Annotated in this window: 16 protein-coding genes and 1 pseudogene; 4 read left to right on the top strand and 13 right to left on the bottom strand. The window is 71.3% G+C overall.

What is annotated here, in order from left to right; translation table 11 throughout:
• Window positions 1-5 precede the first annotated feature (5 nt).
• Window positions 6-602: a GNAT family N-acetyltransferase gene (locus I0C86_RS30145; protein WP_323373934.1), complete on the top strand. Its 597-nt coding sequence runs from the start codon at window positions 6-8 to the stop codon at window positions 600-602.
• A 39-nt stretch (window positions 603-641) separates the two neighbouring features.
• On the opposite strand, the gene I0C86_RS30150 is transcribed toward I0C86_RS30145, so the two are convergent.
• From I0C86_RS30150 to I0C86_RS30160, 3 genes are all read right to left on the bottom strand, one after another.
• Window positions 642-1,355, bottom strand: a complete 714-nt coding sequence (locus I0C86_RS30150; protein WP_196204699.1) for a hypothetical protein — start codon at window positions 1,353-1,355, stop codon at window positions 642-644.
• A 151-nt stretch (window positions 1,356-1,506) separates the two neighbouring features.
• Window positions 1,507-4,116, bottom strand: coding sequence for an ABC transporter permease (locus I0C86_RS30155; RefSeq protein WP_196204700.1), 2,610 nt, complete (start codon window positions 4,114-4,116; stop codon window positions 1,507-1,509).
• Window positions 4,110-4,868 carry an ABC transporter ATP-binding protein gene (locus I0C86_RS30160; RefSeq protein WP_196204701.1) on the bottom strand — a complete coding sequence of 253 codons (759 nt, stop codon included), beginning with the start codon at window positions 4,866-4,868 and terminating at the stop codon, window positions 4,110-4,112. The genes I0C86_RS30155 and I0C86_RS30160 overlap by 7 nt, the downstream gene beginning before the upstream one ends.
• A gap of 192 nt (window positions 4,869-5,060) precedes the next feature.
• Between I0C86_RS30160 and I0C86_RS30165 the strand changes: the two genes are divergently transcribed.
• Window positions 5,061-6,221, top strand: a complete 1,161-nt coding sequence (locus tag I0C86_RS30165; RefSeq protein ID WP_323373935.1) for a sensor histidine kinase — start codon at window positions 5,061-5,063, stop codon at window positions 6,219-6,221.
• Entirely contained in the window at window positions 6,209-6,868 is a 660-nt protein-coding gene (locus tag I0C86_RS30170; RefSeq protein WP_196204703.1) for a response regulator, read from the top strand. Before I0C86_RS30165 ends, I0C86_RS30170 begins: the two co-directional genes overlap by 13 nt.
• A 38-nt stretch (window positions 6,869-6,906) precedes the next feature.
• Here I0C86_RS30170 and I0C86_RS30175 read toward each other — a convergent pair whose 3' ends face one another.
• From I0C86_RS30175 to I0C86_RS45615, 4 genes and pseudogenes are all read right to left on the bottom strand, one after another.
• Complete coding sequence (locus I0C86_RS30175) at window positions 6,907-7,557, bottom strand: TetR/AcrR family transcriptional regulator (RefSeq protein WP_323373936.1); 651 nt, start codon at window positions 7,555-7,557, stop codon at window positions 6,907-6,909.
• Window positions 7,558-7,641: 84 nt separating this feature from the next.
• Entirely contained in the window at window positions 7,642-8,550 is a 909-nt protein-coding gene (locus I0C86_RS30180; RefSeq protein WP_196204704.1) for a hypothetical protein, read from the bottom strand.
• 129 nt (window positions 8,551-8,679) lie between these two features.
• Window positions 8,680-8,796, bottom strand: a complete 117-nt coding sequence (locus tag I0C86_RS45610) for a glycosyl hydrolase family 95 catalytic domain-containing protein (RefSeq protein ID WP_407676367.1) — start codon at window positions 8,794-8,796, stop codon at window positions 8,680-8,682.
• Window positions 8,797-8,992: 196 nt separating this feature from the next.
• Window positions 8,993-9,259, bottom strand: a pseudogene (locus tag I0C86_RS45615) (glycoside hydrolase N-terminal domain-containing protein); the annotation flags it as partial.
• Between I0C86_RS45615 and I0C86_RS30190 the strand changes: the two are divergent.
• Window positions 9,258-10,838: a hypothetical protein gene (locus I0C86_RS30190; protein WP_196204706.1), complete on the top strand. Its 1,581-nt coding sequence runs from the start codon at window positions 9,258-9,260 to the stop codon at window positions 10,836-10,838. The pseudogene I0C86_RS45615 and the gene I0C86_RS30190 overlap by 2 nt on opposite strands.
• A gap of 100 nt (window positions 10,839-10,938) precedes the next feature.
• Here I0C86_RS30190 and I0C86_RS30195 read toward each other — a convergent pair whose 3' ends face one another.
• The 6 genes from I0C86_RS30195 to I0C86_RS30220 form a co-directional block, all read right to left on the bottom strand.
• Window positions 10,939-12,318: a sensor histidine kinase gene (locus I0C86_RS30195; RefSeq protein ID WP_323373937.1), complete on the bottom strand. Its 1,380-nt coding sequence runs from the start codon at window positions 12,316-12,318 to the stop codon at window positions 10,939-10,941.
• Window positions 12,315-12,986, bottom strand: coding sequence for a response regulator transcription factor (locus I0C86_RS30200; RefSeq protein ID WP_196204707.1), 672 nt, complete (start codon window positions 12,984-12,986; stop codon window positions 12,315-12,317). The genes I0C86_RS30195 and I0C86_RS30200 overlap by 4 nt, the downstream gene beginning before the upstream one ends.
• 65 nt (window positions 12,987-13,051) lie before the next feature.
• Entirely contained in the window at window positions 13,052-14,317 is a 1,266-nt protein-coding gene (locus I0C86_RS30205) for a cation:proton antiporter (protein WP_196204708.1), read from the bottom strand.
• Window positions 14,314-15,648, bottom strand: coding sequence for a cytochrome P450 (locus I0C86_RS30210; protein WP_196204709.1), 1,335 nt, complete (start codon window positions 15,646-15,648; stop codon window positions 14,314-14,316). The genes I0C86_RS30205 and I0C86_RS30210 overlap by 4 nt, the downstream gene beginning before the upstream one ends.
• Entirely contained in the window at window positions 15,645-16,721 is a 1,077-nt protein-coding gene (locus I0C86_RS30215; protein WP_323373938.1) for an alpha-hydroxy acid oxidase, read from the bottom strand. The genes I0C86_RS30210 and I0C86_RS30215 overlap by 4 nt, the downstream gene beginning before the upstream one ends.
• Before the next feature lies 1 nt (window position 16,722).
• A complete protein-coding gene (locus I0C86_RS30220; RefSeq protein ID WP_196204710.1) occupies window positions 16,723-18,285 on the bottom strand; it encodes an NAD(P)-binding domain-containing protein in 1,563 nt (520 codons plus the stop codon).
• Between the last annotated feature and the right edge of the window lie 16 nt (window positions 18,286-18,301).

Genomic DNA, 18,301 nt, shown 5'->3' on the forward strand with positions numbered 1-18,301 from the left:
GTGGCGTGTCAGTTCTCCAGCGGTCCGCCCTGCATCCTGTCTACCCGGTCCGGACCGAGCGGTTGCTGCTGCGTCCGCTCAGCACCGACGACGTCGAGGCCCTGTTCGCCTACCGGAGTCGGCCAGACGTCTGCCGCTACGTCCCCTTCGAGCCGATGACCCGGAAGGTGATCAAGGAACGGCTCGCCACGCAGTGGGCGAACACGGAGCTCACGGACGAGGGGCAGGCCCTGACCCTCGGCATCGAGGTCGCCGGGACCGGTCAACTGGTCGGTGACGTGGTCCTGTTCTGGCACAGCCGGGAGCACCGTGGCGGAGAGATCGGATACGTCGTGCATCCCGACTTCAGCGGACACGGTTACGCCACCGAGGCGGCGCACGGGCTGCTGCGGCTCGGGTTCGACCAGCTCGGCCTGCACCGCGTCGTCGCGCGGATCGACGAGCGCAACGAACCCTCGGCGAAGGTCGCGCGACGGTTGGGAATGCGACAGGAGGCCCGGCTCGTGCACAACGAGCTCTTCAAGGGGGAGTGGAGCACGGAACTCGACTTCGCGATCCTCCGCGACGAGTTCCTGCGCTCCGCGCCCGGCGCCGCATCCTGATCACCGCTGGTGTCGCCGTCCCGCCCGGCCGGCGCGTTCTCAGGCCAGGAGCGCGGGTCTCATCTCCGCGCCCAGATTGATCGCGCCCACCACCTGTTGACCGGTCGGGTCGTAGACGTCGACGGTGTTGTTGCGTCGCATCAGTTCCCGGGCCGGGGGCGGCAGCGGCGGTGGCTTGTCCATGACCGCGCGGATCTGTCGGGCGCTGGAGATCAGCCGATTGGCCAGGGAGGCGGCGTCGGTGTCCACCCGGACCCGGCCGTACTCCCAGCCGGCGGCGGTGAGGTCGAGCACCTCGAACACGTGGGTCAACAGCGGGTTCGGGTCGGTCACCCGCAGGAGCCGGGTCGCCCGGGTGCCGACAACCGTGACGGCCGCCGCCACCTGCACGTACGGGTGGAGGCCACACGGCAACCCGAACAACGACCACCGCAGCTCCGGCCCGGCGGTGCGCCACAGCGGCCGGTAGTTCCGCCGGTCGACCACGAGCCGTCGGCCGGTCCGCCGGTACAGGTCGAAAGCCTGGGCGAGGAACTCCGTGTTGGCCTCGTCGGCGAACTCACGCATGATCCTGGTCGCCACGAACAGGCCGTCATCACCGTCCAGCAAGCGGGTGATCCCGTCGACCTGGTCGGAGAACCGGACCTGCACCCGAGCGCCGAACCGGGTCCGGACGTCCTGGAGCAGTGCGTCCTGTCGGCCCGGATCGTGCTGGACCTCTTTCCTACCCAGCAGAAGCCGGAACCACCGCATCTCGCCTCGTTTCAGCAGCCGCCTCAGAACCCGGCAATGCTAGCGGAGATTCCTGCGCTGGTGCGGAGGTCGTGGTCGAGGGCTGCGGCGAGTACGTGGACGTGTGGGTGAGGGCGGTGCGGAGGCCCCCGTAGTGCCGGCCGGGACGTCCTCACTCCCGGCCGCCGATCGCGTCGACCGGAGCGGCCCGCATCGCGAATCGGGTGGCAATCCTGATCGCACCCCAGGAGAGCGAGGTGGTCAGCGCCACGATCGCGACGAGCCCGACGAGGGAGATGCTGGGCACGGGCGACCTCGTCAGTCCGAGGCTCATGCCGATCAGCGGCGGGATCGTCGCCAGCAGACCGAACAGCAGCGCCGAGAAGACCACGATCCTGGCCTCGCCGTTCATCATCGCGCGGACCTGGCCCCGGCTGGCGCCGAGGAGTCGCAGCATCGCGAACTCGCGAACCCGCGCCGTCGTCGCCATCACCAGGGTGTTGACCACGGCGATGGCGATGTAACCCAGCAGCACGGTCTGGAACAGCAGGTTGAGCGCCCAGCCACCCGATCCGCCGCCCCCGGGCGCGGCCAGGAACGTTTCCCGGTCGCCCACCCGGACCGTCGGGTAGCGCTCGACGGCGCCGTCCAGCGCGTCGGAGAGCACCTTCGGGTCGGTGCCGTCCACGGACCTGATCAGCACCGCGATGTCGACCTGCGCGGAGGTGTGGGCGACGACGAGGTCGTTGGGCAGGGTGACGTCCCCGAAGCCCAGGCCGTTCTCGTAGATCGCCACGACCCGGGGCTTGATCATCGTGCCGTCGCCGAGGCGGAGTTCGGTCGTCCCACCGACCTCCGCACGGACGGTCTCCGCGACGACCCGGCTCAGCGCCACCGTCTCGCCCCGCAGGCCGGCGATGTCGCCCCGGATCACCGCGAGGTCCATGGTTTCGGAGAGCCGTTCGGGCGCGACGCCCTGGGCGGCGAAGACCTTGGTCGCGGTGCTGTCCTCGGACGGGAACGTCAGCAGCACCTGCAGCCGCGCCACCGGCGTCGCCACGGCGACCCCGGGAACGCCGCGTACGGCGTCCACGACCTCCGGGGAGATCCCGGCGCCGGACGACGCGGTCAGCACGTGGTCGGCCCGCAGCCCGTCGCCCTGCTGGTGCCGCGCCCCCGCGATCGTCGTGGCGGCGCCGAACACCTGCACGGCGGCCAGGGCCACACCCATGGCCAGCGGTGTGGTGGCCGCACTGAGCCGCCGCCAGTTGGCCCGCGCGTTGGACTGGGCGAGGAAGCCGCTGGCCGTGGACCTCCGGGTCAGGAGCCGGCCGAACAGCACGACGGCGCCGTTGAGCAGCAGGGGTCCGAGACACCCGACCACCACGACGAACAACAGAACCGCGCCGGCCGAGGTGTCGGCGGCCGAGTCTCCCGGCAACGCCACGTTGCCCAAGGTCAACAGCAGTCCGAGCGGGATGAGCAGAACGCCGATGGTCAGTCGGACCCAGCCGAGCTTCCTGGGCTCGACGGCGGCGTCCCCGAGTGCCTCGACCGGGCTGACCCTGGCCACCCGGCGCGCGACCAGCCAGCCGGCGAGTCGGGCGCTGACCATGCACAACACCATCGAGGCGAGGACGGGCAGGAACCCCACCCGCATCTGGAAATCCGGGGGCATCGCACCGGCCAGGACGAACACGCCGCGCATCACGAACGCGAGCGCCACGCCGGGGATCGCGCCGACCAGGGAGGCCACCGACGACACCAGCGTCGTCTCGGCATTGATCATCCAGTGGATCTGCCTGGGGGTCGCGCCGATGGCGCGCAGCAGGGCCAGTTCGCGCCTGCGCTGCCGCACCGACAGCGCGAGCGTACTCGCCACCACGAACACCACGATCAGGACCATGATGCCGCCGAACGACGCCGCCGTCTCCACCACCAGGCTGCGGGTGTCGCCCACATCCAGGAACTCCACGTCACCGCGTCCCGCGCCGGTGTGGGCCACCAGGCCCGGCACGGCGGCCGCGATGCGCTCGGCCAGCCCGTGCGGGGCGACGCCGGGCGCGGCGAGCACACCGATGGCGTCCACCCGGTCCGGGCGGCCGGACAGCCTGGTCGCCTGGTCGTCGGTGAAGAACACGGCCGACTGCCGGTCCAACCCGTCTCCGGGCGCGCTGGCGATCCCCACCACGCGGTAGGAGGACGGGATCGAGCCGACCACGAGCCGTACCGTCGTGCCGAGCGACACGCCGCCGCGCGCGGCGAGGTCGGCGTCGAGGACGACTTCGTCCGGCGCCGAGGGCAGGTGACCCTCGCGTACCCGGAACGGCGCGAGCGCCGCGGCGGACCAGCCGTGCCCGAGTACCGGGAAGTCGTCCGGGCCGCGCACCGCGTCACCGTCCGGGGTGAGCAGGCTGACCTCGACGTTGACGTCGCCGATGGCGGACTGGACGCCGGGTACCGCGGCGACGGCGGCAACCTTTTCGGCGGGCAGCGTGACACGCTCGGTGTAGCGGACTTCGGAGCTCTCGTCCAGCCGGAAGGACTGCTGCGCCCCGAGGACCACCGCCGCGCCCGAGTAGCGCTCCGGGGCCACGCCGGTGCCGAGGCCGGACATCAGCAGGATCCCGCAGGCGGTGATCACCGCCGAGCCCGTGGCGATCGCGATGAAGGAGCCGACGAAACCGCCGCTGCGACCCCTGATCGTGCTCCACGCCAGGGACAGGTCCTTGGGCAACGGCACCACGAGGCGGACCAGCCGCCGGATGCTGCGGATCACCACTCGCCCAGGTGTGTCATGCGCGCCGCGACCTGCTCCGGAGTGGGTCGGGTCAGCTCACCCGCGAGCCTGCCGTCGGCCAGGAACACCACCGAGTCGGCGTACGAGGCGGCGACCGGGTCGTGGGTGACCATCAGCACCGTCTGCCGCATGTCGTCCACGACGTGCCGCAGCAGTTCCAGGACCTGCCTGCTGGAGCGGGTGTCCAGCGCACCGGTCGGCTCGTCCGCGACCACCACCTCCGGATGCGTGATCAGCGCGCGGGCGATCGCGACCCGCTGCTGCTGACCGCCGGAGAGTTCGCTCGGCCGCCGCCCGCCGTGCTCGCCGAGGCCGACCGCGGTGAGCACCTCGCGGAGAAACGGTCGGTCGATCCTCCGGTCCGCCAGCCGCAGCGGCAGCGTGACGTTCTCCTCCACGGTCAGCGAGCCGAGCAGGTTGTAGGCCTGGAAGACGAAGCCGATCCGCTGACGTCGCACCTCGGTGAGCTCGACCTCGCCGAGGCGGGACAGTTCGACGTCGCCCAGCCAGACCGAACCCGAGGTCGGCCGGTCCAAGCCGGCCGCGCAGTTGAGAAAGGTGCTCTTACCGGAGCCGGAGGGGCCCATCACGGCGGTGAACGTGCCGCGGAGCAACTCGATGCTCACGGCATCCAGCGCCCGCACCGCACTCTTGGACGATCCGTACGTTTTCGACACGGAACCCAAACGGATCGAATAGTCAGCGGACGTGCGGCGCCGCACAGCATTGGCCATGCCGTCCGACGCTACGGACCAGATCGGCGCGGACCGCTACCCCGTACCACCCGATCCGAGGTACAGCTGGCTGTAGTGCTGCCGGCGGCGGTCGCCTGGCAGACTCGACGCCGTGTCGGGAACGCGAAGGGACGCCGCCCCCGCGGAGTGGCGGACGGGCCCCCTGTGACGTCGGGCCGACGGTGGGCGCGGGTGCGGCGCAGCGGTGGTTACCTCCTGGTGTCACTGGCCTCCGGGATCGCCACGGTGCTCGCGTTGCCGCTGCTGTGCGTTCCGCGGCTCGCCCGGCTCTGGGCCGACTGGCACCATGATCGCGCGACCCGCCTGCTCGGGACGCCGATGGCATCGCGTCCTGCCCCGCGCGCGGCGGGTCGCCGAGCCTGGGCCGGTCCGTCCACGGGCCGCGACCTGCTCTGGCTGCCGGTGAACGCCATAACCGGGGTAGCGTTCGGCCTGACCGCGCTGCTGTGCGTGGGGAACCTCCTGCCCGCGGCGGTCGCCACAGCGCTGTGGTGGGCGTTCGAACCGGAGGATCGTCCGCGGCCGTTCGTTGACGTTCCGGTGACCGGCTGGGCGACCGCTCTCACCCTCGGTCCACTGCAGATCATCCTGCTCACCACGCTGGCGTACCTGTGTTTCCCGATGATGGCTCGCGTACACGCCCGGATCTGCCTGGCCGTGCTGTCGCACTCGACGGCCGAACAGCTCGCCGACCGGGTCGCCGTGTTGACCCGCACCCGGGCGGACGTGCTCGACGCGCACGGTGCGGAGTTGCGCCGGATCGAACGTGACCTGCACGACGGCACCCAGGCCCGACTGGTGGCCATCGCGATGCGGCTGGCCGTGGCCCGGCAGGTGTTGTCCGACAATCCCCGGAACGAGCAGTTCCTGGCGGAACTCCTTCGGGACGCGCACGAGGGAACCGAAGAGGCGATGACCGAGCTTCGCGGGGTGATCCGAACCGTCTACCCGCCGATCCTCGCCGATCGCGGCCTCGTCGGGGCCCTGACCGCCGTGACCGCCCGCTGCGGCGTACCGACCCGACTGAACATCGGCGACATCGAACGGGTACCGGCGGCCGTGGAGGCCGTCGTCTACTTCGCCGTCGCCGAGGCACTCACCAACGTCACCAGGCACAGTCGGGCGACGACGGCCAGCGTACGAGTGAGCCGCGCGGCCGACCGGTTGTCGGTGGTGGTCACCGACAACGGCACCGGCGGCGCCGACGATCGGCTGGGCACCGGCCTCGCCGGCATCCGTGGCCGGGTGCTCGCGCTCGACGGCACCGTCGAGATCGACAGCCCGGCCGGCGGGCCGACGACCATCACCATGGAGCTGCTGTGCGGGTCGTGATCGCCGAGGACAACGTGCTGCTGTCCACCGGGCTGGAACTGCTGCTCAACCGGGTGGGCTTCGAGATCGCCGCCATCGTCGACGACGGGGCCGGCTTCCTCGCCGCGGTGCGGGACCATCGGCCCGACGTCACCATCGTCGACGTTCGGCTGCCGCCGTCGTTTCGCGACGAGGGCATCCGAGCCGCCCTGCAGGCCCGTCGAGAGCACCCCGGCCTGCCGGTCCTGGTGCTGTCGCAGTACGTCGAGCAGCAGTACGCCGCCGAACTGCTCTCCACCACCGGCGGCGGCGTGGGCTACCTCCTCAAGGACCGCGTCAGCCGGGTGGACGAGTTCGTCGACGCGCTGCGCCGCGTCGCCGCCGGTGGTACCGCGATGGACCCCGAGGTCATCGCGCAACTCGTCCAACGCGCCGGCGATCCGATCGCCGCCCTCACCCCTCGGGAACGCGAGGTACTCGCACTGATGGCACAGGGACACGACAACGGCACCATCGCCGGCCAGCTCGTCATCACCGACAACGCCGTACACAAGCACATCGGCAACATCTTCGCCAAGCTCGGCCTCGCCGTGAGCGACAGCGGCCACCGCCGCGTCCTCGCCGTCCTCACGTACCTCAACACCGCGGGCCAGTTCGACGGCCGTTGATCCGGGCGATCGACGGACCCGCGCCCCCGCTCCGCCGGTCAGGCCGTAGCGGTCGGGCGGGCATCGGCGACGACGCCGTCGGCATCCGGATCGGCTGGCGGGGCGACGATGACCTGTACGAGGTCCCGCAGGTGCCGGCCGAGTGCGGCGGGATCCGCCTCGCTCAACCCGTCGGTGTTGATGACCTCGCGCATCAGCCGCACCCCGGCGATCAGGGACAGCAGCAGCTCCGCGCGTTGGGCGGCGTCCCGACCGGGCAGCAGGTCGGCCAGGTGGCGGCCGGCATGGTTCCGGACCCCGGCTCGGATGATCTCCGCGGCCCGAGGGTTGGCCGCCGACCGCAGCATCAGCAGGAACGGGTCGGGCTCTTCGGCCTCGGACGCGGTCCGTGCGACCAGGGTGGCCGCGAGTCGCTCGCCCAGCGTGGAAAGGTCGTCGGCGACCACCGTAGGGGGCGCGAAGGTCCGCTCCACGACCTCGGCGAAGAGTTGCTCCTTCGACCCGAAATAGCGGTTGACCAGCATCGCGGTCACGCCTGCGGCTCCGGCTATGTCCCGCACTCCGGCGCCGTCGTAACCGGCTCGGGTGAACGCGGCCATCGCGGAGTTGAGGATCGCCTCTCGGGTGGCGCTGGCGTCGCGCCGTCGCGCGGGTGAACCGCCATTACCATCCGATGCGTCCCTGGTCACCTCTACGATCGTAGACAACCCTGGTCGAGGAGGTCTACGGATGTAGACGTGACGGGCGTGGCCGGTGCCGAGCCGTCGCCGGTCTCAGCGCCTGGCGCCGCCCGGCCGACCCGGGCTGGTTCCGGAGCGACGGTGGCCGACGCGTGGCGTCCGTACCACCGGGGATTTACCAGAGGCCGAATGGAAGTCGCGCGCCGCGGCGGCCACCGCATCGTCGGGATCGTGCTCGAGTACCCGCCGGATCCGGGGCGGAACGACGTCGGACGTCGCCATCGCCAGCCGGACGTGCACCGAACGGTCGTCGACCAGGCGCTCCAGGTCCGCGTCGGCCAACTCGAGGGCGCGGACGAGCGCCACCCGGACGTCGACCACCGGGTCCTGGGCGAGCGCGCTCCGCTGCTCGGCGGTGGTCCGGGGGTTGCGGGCGACCCCCTTGCGTACGCGTGCCGTGCGATCGGCCATCAGCGCGGTGATCACGTCGGGGTCGTGGGTGTGGGTGGCGAGTCGTTCCCGTACCTCTGGTGACACGTCGTCGACGAGCTTGGCGGCCAGCTCGGGTTCCAGTTCGCGGGTCTCCGCGAGGAGCCCCCGCAGTTCCTTGTCGGGTGCCTCCGACATCACCCGGCGAACCGACTCGTCGCAGGCCGGGTTGCCGGCAACCGCCCAGCGGATCCACCGGTCGGCGTCCTTGACCAGGCGCAGCAGGTTGCCGACGGACGTCGAGGGATTTCTCGCCACGGCCTCCCGGACCTGACGATCGTGGTCCCGGGTCAGCGGTCGCAGTGCCTGTGCGGGTGCGTCGGTCCGGGCCGCGACCGCCTTTCGGACCAGGGCCGACGGGTCGGACGCCAGGTCGAAGAGGGTCATCTGGGGCGTTGCGGGATCCTGCGCGAGGGCGAGCCGTTCGTCGGGGCTCCCGTCCGACGCCGCGTGGGCGGTGGCACTCGACCCGGTGTGGCCGTCGGACCCGCCGACATCCTGCTGCTTCCCCATGGGCGCAATCATGTCACGCGCCGACCGGAGCAGCCGAGCCTGACCAGCGGCTGCGCAGGGTGACCGCGCCGTCCCGGCCGGCGGCGACGGCGATCTCGGTCGCGGCGCCGCCGGACCACCTGGTGTCGATCAGCCGGTGCCGCCGTCGCCGCGCGCGTTCAGCGAGATCTTCGCGGCGGCCGCCAGCGCGGGGTCCCTGAGCGCGGAGATCTGCGCCTCCGGATGCAGGGCGAACAGGTGCGACACGTGCCGGTGCTGGTCGCCCGGGTTGTCCAGGTCGGCCTTCCACTCCTGGAGCTGTCCCAGGAGCCGACCCGGATGCCGGGATCCAGCCGCTCCAGCGCGCTCCGGAGCTCCCGACGGAACGCGGCGTCGCCGCCGACGATTCCGGCTGCCTCCACACGCCCTGGAGGTTCGCCGGCAGCGAGCCGGCCCGGGACGGGGCGACCATCGCACCCAGCGCGCCGTTGCCGATCGGCAGCGCCTGGGTCTGCCAGTCGACGGCAGGTTCGTCGTACCAGAGGGTCAGCGCGTCCCCGACCCGGCCGGGTGGGTGGCAGGTCCCTGCACCGTCGGGTACCACTTCTTCGATCATCAGCCGAACGGTTCGTTGTATGAGTCCTTTCCGGCCGGACGCCCCTGGTACCGCCGTCACAGCCTGAACCGTGGCGACCCGAACGACGCCTGAGCCTGTATGTTCCTCGCTCATGTCCTCCCTACGCCTCCGCCTGGCAGCGGGCGCCGCCACGATCGTGGTCGCCGCATTCGCCAGCGTCTCGATAGTCTCACCGGCAGCCGCGGCGGCCCCCGGCCTGAGCCTGCACTACGGCAACGACGCGGTCGACATCGACAGCACCGGTACGACCATCCACGTGTGGGCCTACAACAACGGCGACGCCGGTGCGGCGGGGGTGACCGCCACCTTCGACCTGAGCGGGCTGCGCGACGTCAAGGTCAGCATTGACGAGTACGCCGAGAACTGCACCCAGAGCGGCAAGACCGTCACGTGCACGGTGAACGACCTGCAGCCGGAGACGGAAGAGTTCCTCTACCCGTTCACGCTCGCGAGTACGCCGCGCGCGGCAACCGGCCCCGCCGGTTCGGTCAAGGGCACCATCAAGGGCACCGCGGCCGACGGAACGGTTCACACCGGGACCGCTGAACTCGCCATCAACATCGTGGCGACCGGCGCCGACCTGGTAGCGGTCGCCGAGAACCTCAACACGCCGGAGAAGCCAGCCGGACCGGGCGACATCCTGCCCATCAAGGGCGGCTTCTTCAACGAGGGCGACAGCACGGCCGAGGGCTTCTTCGTGCGCCTCCAACTCACCACGGGCGCGACCTTCGTCGAGGAGTACGAGGACTGCACCTACCGCCAGACCTGGCCCGGCACCCGTCCCGAGGGATACGTCTACGGTCCCGGTGAGGTCACCTGCGTGGCGCCGTTGGAGATCCCGGTCGACCAGGGCTTCCTTCTGCACGACCCGGAGACAGGCGACGCGCTCTTCCACGCCACCTTCGGCAAGAACCTGCGGGGCCCGGCCAAGCTCGACGGCTCGGTCGAGGTCGGCCTGCTCGACGACCTCGACTCCGAGGAGGGCCTGCGGACGGCGCGCAAGGGCAAGGGCAAGTCGTTCGCCGACGCGGTGGCGGCGCTCAAGCCGGCGACGAAGTCGAAGGCGCTGCGCGAGGCCGACACCAACGACAACGTCGCCTGGTACGACTTCTGGTCCAAGCCGAACAAGCACGACTTCGCCGTGACGACGACCCCGGTGAGCGGTGCGATCGGCGAGACCGTCGAGGTGCCCTACACGGTGGTCAACAACGGCCCGTCCGACGGCTCCGGCGGCTGGACGTTCGTCGCACCCTCCGGCACGGTCCTGGTGCGCGGCGAAGACGGTGACGGCCCGTGGTGCTACTTCCAGGACGGCGGAGGCCACCCGGTCGACGAACTGCCGACGGTGAACTGCAGCACCGAGAGCGAGTGGCCGGCGACGGCCTCCGGCTACGGCGGTGTCAAGACGACGATCAAGCTCCGGATCATCTCGACCCCGGGTGACGACGGCACGCTCACCGTCCGGCCCGGGTCGGGACCGACCGAGGTCAACCCGGACAACAACGTGGCGAAGTTGGTGATCAACGTCGGCAGCGGCGGGGGTGGCGGTGGCCTCCCGGTCACCGGCGCGAAGGCCGGTGTCGTGGTCGGCATCGGTGCCGGCGTGCTGGCCCTCGGGGCGGTGCTGTTCCTGGTGGCCCGGCGTCGCCGGATCGTCACCGTGGCCGAGTAGTTCTTCCGCCAGTGAAAGGGCACCGCGCTCGCGGTGCCCTTTCCGCGTGTGTGGGACGACGTACGGCGTCGCGTCCATTTCCCCGACCCGCGCCGGATGCTCACCCGCCCCTGGTCAGCCTCTCGGCGGGCACCGGGGGCGGCGATCCCGACGGCGACGGGCCGGATTCGACCGACTGGAGAGGGCGGGGACGCGTACCCCCGGATTGCCTTTCTCCTCGACCGGAGGCTCGTCCGTCTCGTCCGGGGTGTGCGGGCCGGATCGTCGGGAGTCGCACGACGAAGGTGGCACCCTCGTGGGGCCGGCTCGCCGCGGTGATCGTGCCCCGATGACAGGTCACCACCTCGCGCAGCAGTGCCAGGCCCAGGCCGAAGTTGCGGTCGCCGGCACCCGCGCCGCGGTGGAAGCGGTCGAAGAGACGTTCCGTGTCGGCGGGGTCGAAGCCGTCCCCGGTGTCCTCGACGACGAGTTCGGCGACCCGGCCGTGGTCGTCCTCGCGCACGGTCAGCTCCACACGGCCGCCGGGCGGGGTGTGGGCCAGCGCGTTCGCCAGCAGCTCGCAGACCACCCGACGCAGGGCCGATTCGACGCCGGACACCTGCACCGGCCCGTCGGGTACCGACAGCGCCAGGGTCACCTGGCGTTCGTCGGCCCGGTCGGACTCGCTCGCGAGCGCCTCGACGACGAGCGCCGTCAGGTCGACCGGTCCGGTCGGTGGCAGGTCGGCCGGCACGGCCGCGAGTCGGGCCGAGAGCAGCAGCTCGTCGACGATCTCGCCGAGCCGGCGGGTGGTGCCGACCAGCCGGTCCAGGTCGCGGCGGTCGGCGTCGGAGCCCTCCCGGTCGGCCCGACGGGCCAGCATCTGGGCGCGTACGTGGACCTGGGCGATCGGCGTACGCAGTTCGTGGCTGGCGTCGGCGACGAAGCGCCGCTGCCGGCCGAGCGCGTCCGCGAGGGGTGCGACGGCCCGGCGGCCCACGACGGTACCGGTGAGGATCGCGGCCACCAGGCCGACCGCGGCCGCGAGGAGGAATGCCGTGAGCAGGTGTCGACGGTCGGCGAGCTGGAACCGGGCGTCGAACACCACCTGGACGACACCGTCACCGCGTGGCTGGGTGCGTACGTGGTAGACGGTGCCGTCGGCATGGACCTCGGTCGTCTCCGCCGTGCGGGTTGTCGCGACCGTGGCGATGGCATCGCGCAGGGGGAACCCCGGCGGCGGCGGGTTGACTCCGGTGTCGAGCCTGCCGCCGTCGTAGAGGATGATCCAGCTACAGGCGGGTGGCCCGGCGATCTTCCCGTGTTCCGCGCCCCAGGCGAGTTCGCGCTGGATCTGGCTCTGCTGGCTCTGGAACAGCACGGCGTAGGAGATGCCGCCGACGAGCGCGAGCAGCGTCCCGATGGCGAGCCCCACCAGCAGGCCGATCCGCAGGCGTGCCCGCCGGACGATGAGTTGCTCGATCGTCTGGGCGGGGATCACAGCATCCCCAGCCGGTAGCCGAGGCCGTGTACCGTCCGGATCGCGGTCCGGCCGAGCTTGCGGCGCAGATAGTAGACGTAGGTGTCCACGATGGATGCCGCCGCGGCCTCGTCAAAGACCCGCCGGCGCAGTTCGGAGCGGGAGTGCACGGTGTTGGGCCGCGCCGCGAGCACCCGCAGCAGCTCGAACTCCCGCGCGGAGAGCGCCACCCGGGTGCCGTCGGGTAGTACGGCGTCGCGCAGCGACAGGTCGAGTATGCCGGCGCCGATCCGCAGCACGTCGGTGGAGTCCGACGTGCGGCGGCACAGTGCCCGGATCCGGGCGCTCAGTTCGTCGAGGTCGAAGGGCTTGACCAGGTAGTCGTCCGCGCCCGCGTCGAGGCCGGCGATCCGGTCGTTGACGGTACCGAGGGCGGTCAGCATCAGCGCCCGGGCCGGTACGGCCCGGGCACGCAGCTTGGTGACCAGGTTCAGGCCGTCGAGAGCGGGCAGCAGCCGGTCGATGACCATGACGTCGTACGGACGGGTCAGCCCGAGGTGCAGGCCGCGCTGGCCATCGGGGGCCTGGTCGACGAGATATCCCTCGTCGACCAGCGTCTCGGTGACCATGTCGCTCAGCTCCGCGTCGTCCTCTACCAGCAGCAGCCGGGTCGACCTCGCGCCGCACATTCATTGATGTTCGCATATATGTCGATGTTTGCGATGGTGATAGTTGTCTCTTCAACCAATGGTGCTCATCGGGTACCGGCGAGCGCCGGTGGGGGTGTAGAAACGGGAAGGCGTGCCTCCCGCCGCTCGATCCAGCTCAGCAGCGGCGTCGTCATCAGCGTCGTGACCAGTGCGACCAGCACGAGCACGGTGAAGAGCGACGGATTGACGATGCCCGCCTCCAGGCCCACGTTCAGGGCGATGAGCTGCATCAGGCCGCGGGCGTTCATCAGGGCTCCGACGCGCAGGGCCACGCCGTTCGGCTCGCCGCGTAGCCGGGCCGCGGCCCAGCAGGCCCCGAACTTGCCGGCGATCGCGACCGCCACACAGGCCACGGCGAAGAGCAGCACCGCCGGGTCGCCGAACAGGCCGAACTCGGTCCGCAGCCCGGAGAAGGTGAAGAACAGCGGCAGGAAGAGCATCGAGGCGATCGGTGCGAGCCGGTCCACCACCCGGTCGGTGCGCTCCGACCGTGGCATCACCACGCCGACCGCGAAGGCCCCGAAGACCGCGTAGAGCCCGATCTCGTCGGTGTACCAGGCGACGACGAACAGCAGCGCCACCGTGCCCAGCAGCCGGGCGTTGTCACCGAGCCGGTCGCTGCCCATCAGCGCGGAGGTGACCCGCCGGCCGCCGAACCACAACACCACGCCGAAGAGGATCGCGCCGCCGCCGGTGATGATCGCCGGGCGGGCCTCGCCGGAGGCGAAGGCGAGCACCACGGCGAGCAGGATCCAGGCGACCATGTCGTCGATCGCGCCGCTGGCCAGCGAGAGTGACCCGTGTCGGGTGCCGGCCTGTCCGCGCTCGGTGATGATCCGGGCCAGCATCGGGAACGCGGTGATCGCCAGGGCGACGCCGACGAACGCGGCCGAGACCCCGAGTGAGGTGCCCTCGGCCTGTATCGGCACCGCCCCGGCGGTGACCAGCACGAGCAGGACGCCGAGCGCCAGCGGGACGGTGACCCCGGCGAGCGAGACGGCTCCGGCCGTACCGGCGAGCTTGGTGACCCGGTGCCCGGTGAAGGCGTAGCCGGCCTGGAACATGAACAGCACGAGCCCGACCTGGCCGACCACGTAGAGGATCGGGAGCAGTTGGGTGGGGAAGAGGGCGTCCTGGACCTCGGGCAGGAGCAGCCCGAGCAGCGACGGGCCGAGCAGGACGCCGGCGAGCATCTCGCTGACCACCGGCGGCTGACCCATCCTGCCCAGCAACGCGGTGACGACTCGACAGAAGAGCAGGATCACGGCGACGGCGATGAAGAACCGTGGCGCGAGCTCGGTGGGTGTCACTGCCCTACCTCCTCGAAATAGGCGGCGCAGAGTCTCTGACGCCGGGCGTCGACGACCATCCAGGTGCCGAAGGCGAGTTGTTCGAGCGAACGGCCGACATCGGCCCACCGGTCCCGCAGACGCATCGCCGCGAGCCGGGTGCGGCCCGGTCCGGTGATCCCCGCCGGCGTGAGGTACGCGGGACCGCGACTGGGCAGTGAACGGGTGTGCGAGGCCGAGGAGGTCACCACGTACCGGCGCAGTACCTCGCGGGTGGACGCGCGCAGCATCACCGGGGCGACACCCCGGGCCGGACAGGCCCGGTTGGCGGTGACGCCGTACGGGATGAAGTGCGCGTCCCGGTGGTGCAGACCCCGCCACCGGTCCGGGTCGAAGGTGTCGTCGTCGGCCGGGCCGGTGCGCTGGAACGCCCGGTAGTTGAACAGCAGCACGGCTCCGGCCGGCAACGTGACCCGCTCGTCCACCACGATCGGCGCGGACGTGATCCGATGGGCGATGCCGAAGAGCGGATGCACCCGCAGCGTCTCGTCGATCAGCCGGTCCAGTGCGTCGTCGTCGTCCACCTGCGACCTCGCGGGCGGGTACGCGGCCGCGCAGAGCAGCACGTGCGCCATCGCCTCGGACATCTGCACGACGGCCGTGTTGAAGTACGCCCCCTGGACGTACCAGGCCGTCTCCAGGGCGGTGAACGGCTCCGGCAGCACGACCGGGCAGGTGCCCTCCTCGATGCGCCGGAGCAGGTAACGGGTGAGGCGCTCCCGCCGGTCCAGGTGCCGCAGGCCGGTGCCCTTCAGCGCGGTCACCACGTCGTCGGCGTTGGCGACGATCAGTTCCCGGGCCTGCCGTGGGCACGGCTCGGCGAAGACCAGCTCGTAGTAGACCTCGGCCCAGACCGGCATCATCAGGTCCCGCAACCGGACGTGGCTGGTCCGTCCCGGGGGCAGGGTGTCGAGTACCCGCCGGGTGGCGGCGGTGGCCAGGTCGGCGGAGCGCCGGTGCCCGATGGCGAGCACCCGTCGGGTGGTCCGCGCGACGGTCCGGTAGCGCTCGCCGGGTTCCAGGTGCTCCTGGTGCATCTGTGGACCGGGCGCGAGCCAGTACCAGAACAGGTCGGACAGCCCGGCGCCCCTGCTGCGTCCGTCGGCGGCGGGATCGGCGTAGATCCGCGCGAAGTGCTCCGCGCCGACCAGCGGACCGGGTACGGGTATGCCCTCGGTGCCGTTGATCCGGCCGAAGATCCACTCCCGGAGCCGGACGACCGTCGGCGGCAGCCACCGGGGCAGGCTCCAGAACACGCCGGCCGCCAGGATCGCGACCACGGCGACGGTCATGGGCGGGCCACCACGAGGTCACCGGTGAGGTCCGCCGGCCGCGCGGCTCCGGCCAGGGCGAGACCCTGGTCCAGCTCGGTGGTCAACCGTTGCAGCACGTTCCGTACGCCGTCGGCCCCGTCCGCGGCGAGCCCCCAGAGCACCGGCCGTCCGACCAGCACCGCCGTGGCGCCCAGCGCCAGGGCGACCAGCACGTCGGTGCCGCGCCGGACGCCGCCGTCCAGCAGGATCGGCAGCCGGCCGCCGACGGCCTCCACCACGGCGGGCAGCGCGTCCACCGTGGCCACCACGCCGTCGAGTTGCCGCCCGCCGTGGTTGGAGACGACCACCCCGTCCACGCCGTGCGCGACGGCGAGCCGCGCGTCGGCCGGGTGCAGCACGCCCTTGAGCAGGATCGGCAGCCCGGTCACCCCGCGCAGCCACTCGATCCGCTGCCAGCCGAGATCCGGGTCCATCGCGATGTTCCGGACCCGACCGGTGTCGTCACGCATGTTCTCGCAGAGCAGACCCGGGGGCAGGTCCAGGAAACCGTTGCGCAGGTCCCGCTCGCGGCGGCCGAAGACCGGCGAGTCGACGGTCACGACCAGGGCCCGGCAGCCGGCCGCCTCGGCCCGCTTCACCACCGACTCGGTGAAGGTCAGGTCCGGCTGCGGATAGAGCTGGAACCACAACGGGCCGCCGGCCATGGCGATCCGTTCGACCGGTGCGGTCGCGGCCATGCTGACCACCATCACGGTCCCGACGTCGGCCGCGCCCCGGGCCGTCGCGACCTCGCCGGCCGGATGCGCCAGCCCGTGGAACGCGGTCGGTGCCACGAGTACGGGTGTCGCCAGCTCGTCGCCGAACAGCGAGGTCCGCAGGTCGCGCTCCCCGGGCGACCGCAGCACCCGGGGTACGATCCGCCACCGCTCGAACGCGTCCTCGTTGTCCCGCAGCGTCCGCTCGTTCCCGGCCCCGCCGGCGAAGAAGTCCCAGTGTGCCGGGTCGAGCCGGGCCCGGGCCCGCGCGGCCAGCTCGTCGAGCCCGTCCGCGTACGCGCCGAGCCCGTCCAGGCCCGCGCCGAGTCCGTCCACGTCAGCCCTCGGCGCCGGAGAGGCAACGGCCCAGGAAGGCCGCCAAGGGCTTGACGTGCACCTCCGGTCGGTCCCACCGGTTCTCCAGGTTCTCGGCGAGATGGTGGGTGGCGACCACCCGCCCGCTGCGGTGGTAGCGGACCACCGGGTGCAGGTACGCGGCGTCGTGCGCCCGCCCCACGGTGTCCTGGGCGACCCGTACGACCGTGATGTCGAACGGGTCCACCTGGTCGTGGTCGGGGCCGTACTCCAGGGTGACCACGAACGCGTGCTCGTGGTCGTGGTCGGCGGTGCGGAGCCCGGACTGCACGAAGTAGTCGACCGGGACCTCCTCGTGGTAGCGCGCGTCCGGCCCGGCGACCGTCACCACGTCGGCGAGGAAGCCGAACTGCTGCCACAGTGCGGAGGTGCGGTTGATTCGGGTGATGACCGCGTCCGTCATGGACTCCGGGGTGGCGTCGAGTTTGTCCGCGGGCCACGGGGTGTCGCCGTACCGGCGCTCCAGGATCCGGTGCAGCGCGCGCACCGAGTAGCGGAAGCCGTGGATGAACCCACTCGTCGACTTCCTGAAGTCCCGCTCCTGGGAGAGCGTGCCGGCGAAGTACATGCCGGACACGTTCACCGACTCCCACTCCGGGGTCTGCGCGGGAAAACGCTCCTTGATCACCAGCTCCGGGCGGCAGGTCTCGTCGAAGATCGAGGCGTCGAAGCGAAAGCCGGTGCAGGCCAGTACGCGGTCGTAGCGCAACTCCTTCACGAACTCGTCGGCCCGGGAGAAGCTGAACGCGACCTTGAAGCCGTCGCCGTCGCGTTCGATGCTTCTGATGTTCCCGTCCAGGATCGCGTTGGCCGACTTCAACTGGTAGGTGTCCAGGAAGTTGTTGTTCACCGCACGCAGGTGCCCGACGTAGTGGGTGCGCCAGGCCATCCGTACCGCGCTGGGCCCGGCCAGGTGGATCAGCGTGGTGGTCTCCATCAGGTTCTCCGCCGTCTCGAAGGCGGAGTTGCCCTTGCCGATGATCAGCACCTTCTGGTCGAGGTAGTCGCGCGGGTCGACGGACATCACGTCGTACCCCTCGGCGAGTTCGAAGCCCGGGATGTCCGGTTCGTAGGTCCGGGACACGCCGGTGGCCACCACCAGCCGCCGGGCCCGGAAGGTCTCCCCGGCCCGGACCTCGAAGATCCCGTCCCGCTTCGAGACGGACGACACCGGAGAGTTGTAGCGGACCCGGGCGCCGGTCCTCGTGGCGAAGTCGGCGAGATACCGGACCATCACCTCGGCGTCGGGGAAGTAGCGCTCGGTGTAGGTGGTGAACCGCAGCGACGGATCCTCGCCGAGCAGCGAGTTCCAGTCCAGTCGCAGGTTCAGTTCCGGGTCGTCGGAGCCGGTGTGCGGCTTGTTGATGGAGATGAGCTGCCGGTGCCGCGGATAGCGGGTGAAGAAGGCGCCGGGCGCGTCCGCCGCCTCCAGCACCAGGTAGTCGCGCTTGCCGTCGGCCTCCAGCAGAGCGGCGAGCTGAAGGCCAGCCGGCCCGGCCCCGATGATTACGTAGTCAAGCGTCACGGGAGTCAACGTAGGA

The organism is Plantactinospora alkalitolerans, assembly GCF_015690345.1.
In the GTDB taxonomy this organism is placed as follows: domain Bacteria; phylum Actinomycetota; class Actinomycetes; order Mycobacteriales; family Micromonosporaceae; genus Plantactinospora; species Plantactinospora alkalitolerans.